Annotated in this window: 1 pseudogene; it reads right to left on the bottom strand. The window is 45.9% G+C overall.

The annotated features are described in order from the left end of the window. Nucleotides 1-242: pseudogene (locus tag V6252_RS12990) on the bottom strand (hypothetical protein); the annotation flags it as partial.

Here is a 242-nt window from a genome sequence, read left to right as displayed (position 1 = left end):
CTTGAGACCGGCATTTGACAATAGTATCAATAGCTGCTCTTTTTTGCCGACACTCTGGAGGAAGTGAGTCATTGTCTCTGACTGCGCATCATCACTCACGCCCGCTTTCGCTGGCAAAGCAAAACGTGACAGCTCAATGTGCTTTTCGTGGAGAATTTTGTTGAGCTTTAAGTATAGCTTGGCAAGAATCACGCCTGCGAGTGCAACTTTTGCATGGATATTATCAGCCTTTAGTACCACAC

This window comes from Psychrobacter proteolyticus (assembly GCF_038155145.1).
In the GTDB taxonomy this organism is placed as follows: domain Bacteria; phylum Pseudomonadota; class Gammaproteobacteria; order Pseudomonadales; family Moraxellaceae; genus Psychrobacter; species Psychrobacter proteolyticus_B.
The sequence above is the reverse complement of the archived record's forward strand: the minus strand, read 5'-3'. Positions and strand labels throughout refer to the sequence as shown.